Consider the following 2,770-nt stretch of genomic DNA (forward strand, 5'->3'; position numbering starts at 1 on the left):
CCTCCGCTGGCTCAAGGGTGCCGTCAACAAAGGGCGTCCGTTGCTCCAACCCATCCCCCTGCTCACCGTTGACCCTGAACCCTGCTTTGCCTCTAAAAACGCCGAAGACCAGTACTATGACCGCATCTGGTTCTCTAGGATCCAGTCCATACGATGTCAATTGCCCCCCTGGGAGGCGGCATAAAGATGTGTCAGGCAGTCAGGAGCAGGAGGCCACCAACCAGGATTTACGCGCCGCCAACGAAGAAATTCTTTCCAGTAACGAAGAGTTACAAAGCACCAATGAAGAACTGCAAACCGCCAAGGAAGAAATCCAGGCCACCAATGAAGAACTGAGCACCATCAATGATGAACTGTATCGCCGCCATGCCGAAACCATGCAGGTGAGCAACGACTTTCAAAACCTGCTCAGCAGCATTCATATTCCCATCCTGATGCTAGAGGCGGATCTTCGGATTCGTCGCTTTACCCCCACGGCGGCAACGCTGTTTAACCTGATTCCCACCGATATTGGTCGTCCGCTAAGCGACATTAAACATAATCTCAATATCAAAGACCTAGAGGCTCAAATTCTAGAGGTGATCAGCACCCTGATTCTCAAAAGCCAGGAGGTGCAAGATCAGGCGGGGCATTGGTATGACCTTCGGATCCGACCCTATCGTACCTTGGATGACCGCATTGATGGAGCGGTGGTGGTGCTGGTGGAAATTGATGCCCTCAAACGCAGCGCCTATGAACTGAAAGAAGCCCGCGACTATGCCGAGGCCATTGTGCAAACGGTGCGGGAAGGGTTAGTGATTTTAGATAGTCACTTAACTGTCCTCACGGCCAATCAGCGGTTTTACACCATGTTTCAGGTTAGCCCTGCGGAAACTGAGAATGTCTCGATTTTTGAACTGGGCAATGGCCAGTGGAATATTCCCCAACTGCGATCCCTGCTAGAAGAGGTTTTGCCGGAGAATTCCCAGGTAGACAACTTCTACATTGATCATGTTTTTGAATCTATTGGGCCTAAGAAAATGAGCCTGAATGCCCGTAAGATGGTGCTGACCGATGGCGGAGAACGAATTTTACTCAGTATTGAAGAGATTGATTGCACTTAATCCGTCAGTCAATTTCTAGGTCATAAGAGTGAGATACACCGTTGCTGGGTTCTAGATCCCCCCAGTACCTAGCGGTCTAAGGCTCATTCTGTACCCCCCTTGATAAGGGGGGCAGGGGGGGGCATCGCAATGTACTTCAACCGAGTGAAATCCGCTATATAGCGGTTCTCTGATTGATGAGGTACACCTATAGCCCTGGTTGACGGACAAAACTTGCCATAACCCAGATCCGTCAAAGGGTCAGGAGACCTGACCCCTACATGATTCCAATACTGTAGGGGCGCGGTTTCCGCGTCCGGTGCAGAATCTTTTGCTAGTCAACCAGCCTACAGCCTGTGAACAAGGGGCTGAGGACTCTTACCCCCCTTGATAAGGGGGGCAGGGGGGATCATCGCAATGTACTTCAACCGAGTGAAATCCGCTATATAGCGGTTCTCTGATTGATGAAGTACACCTATAGCCCTGGTTGACGGACAAAACTTGCCATAACCCAGATCCGTCAAAGGGTCAGGTCTCCTGACCCCTACATGATTCCAATACTGTAGGGGCGCGGTTTCCGCGTCCGGTGCAGAATCTTTTGTCAGTCAACCAGCCTACAGCCTGGGAACAAGGGGCTGGGGGCTCTTACCCCCCTTCCCAAGGGGGGCAGGGGGGATCAGCTTTCAGACGTCCCAATCTACGTAGGCCACCTGAGTGTGTATGTATAGTTGCGAACGCTATTGGCTAGGTCGATTATTTCTGGGCACCTCGATTAATCGCCTTATTGCGAACTTAAAGGGCCTGAAACCCCTGGAATCTTGTAGCTATTCTCAATAAGATCTGTATTTTTCGAGGTGCCTTTCTCTCAATAAGTTTTGATCGACAGGGGTAATATTTTTGGATAACCATAAGATAATACAGTCGTGGAGATGACGGTATCTTCACCCCTATCCTTATCGGATCTTTATTACTATTTTCTATCATCCCATCACGACATATTGCCCTATGTCGATCTCGCGTTCCAGTCTCTAACCTGGGTTTGGCTATCCCCTAGATAGGTTCTGTAGATCTGATACAGATCTCGGTATAGCTCACGATTCAGTTAGTTACTCAGCATCAGCCGCAAGGTATGAGGGATCCATGGGAATTTCATCGCATATTGAGAAAGTGTATGGGCGGGCGTTAGCGCTCCGACAGCAGGCGCAGGAAACATCTGTAGCGCCAGAGTTACTCAATGATGCGCTTCAACAGCTTTATTTTGTCTTAGAAGAATTACAAGCTGCCGATGAAGAGGTAGAACAGCAACATCAGGCGTTGATTGTAACCCACCAAGCTTTGGAATTGGAGCGTCAGCGCTAAGCTGATATGCATTTAAATTGCATTGATTGTGTTTCCTTTGTTTTTGATCTTGCGATCCCATTTGATGACAAGCTGCCCTTCGTTCAACAGGTTATGAACAAGCGCTTCTAGATCCTCAATCGACTCAAATAGACGATTGGCAATGAATTCCTTTGCAGAGTGCCAAACTAACTCGATTAAATTATAGTCCGGACTGTAGGGTGGCAGAAATTCTAAAACAATGTTGGGCATCTCCTTCGCTATCTTCTCTAGAATCTCTGCCTTTTTATGAATACTTGCATTGTCTAAAATGATAAGAATCTTAGGGCCATCCTGCTCAAAGTCTTCAA

At 48.5% G+C, this 2,770-nt stretch carries 4 protein-coding genes; 3 read left to right on the forward strand and 1 reads right to left on the reverse strand.

Features of this window, described 5'->3' with window-relative positions; all coding sequences use genetic code 11:
- The 3 genes from H6G62_RS28195 to H6G62_RS26610 form a co-directional block, all read left to right on the forward strand.
- Positions 1-184 (forward strand): hypothetical protein (locus H6G62_RS28195; protein ID WP_190492888.1); only part of this gene is annotated, 184 nt, incomplete at its 5' end.
- 4 nt (positions 185-188) lie between these two features.
- A complete protein-coding gene (locus H6G62_RS28200) occupies positions 189-1,103 on the forward strand; it encodes a PAS domain-containing protein (RefSeq protein WP_347239434.1) in 915 nt (304 codons plus the stop codon).
- Positions 1,104-2,222: 1,119 nt separating this feature from the next.
- On the forward strand, positions 2,223-2,441 hold the full coding sequence (locus H6G62_RS26610; protein ID WP_190500793.1) for a hypothetical protein: 219 nt from the start codon (positions 2,223-2,225) through the stop codon (positions 2,439-2,441).
- 12 nt (positions 2,442-2,453) lie between these two features.
- On the opposite strand, the gene H6G62_RS26615 is transcribed toward H6G62_RS26610, so the two are convergent.
- Positions 2,454-2,770: transposase (locus tag H6G62_RS26615; protein WP_190492062.1), on the reverse strand; the 317-nt coding region annotated here is incomplete at its 5' end.

The sequence above is a fragment of the Phormidium sp. FACHB-1136 genome, assembly GCF_014697375.1.
In the GTDB taxonomy this organism is placed as follows: domain Bacteria; phylum Cyanobacteriota; class Cyanobacteriia; order Phormidesmidales; family Phormidesmidaceae; genus Nodosilinea.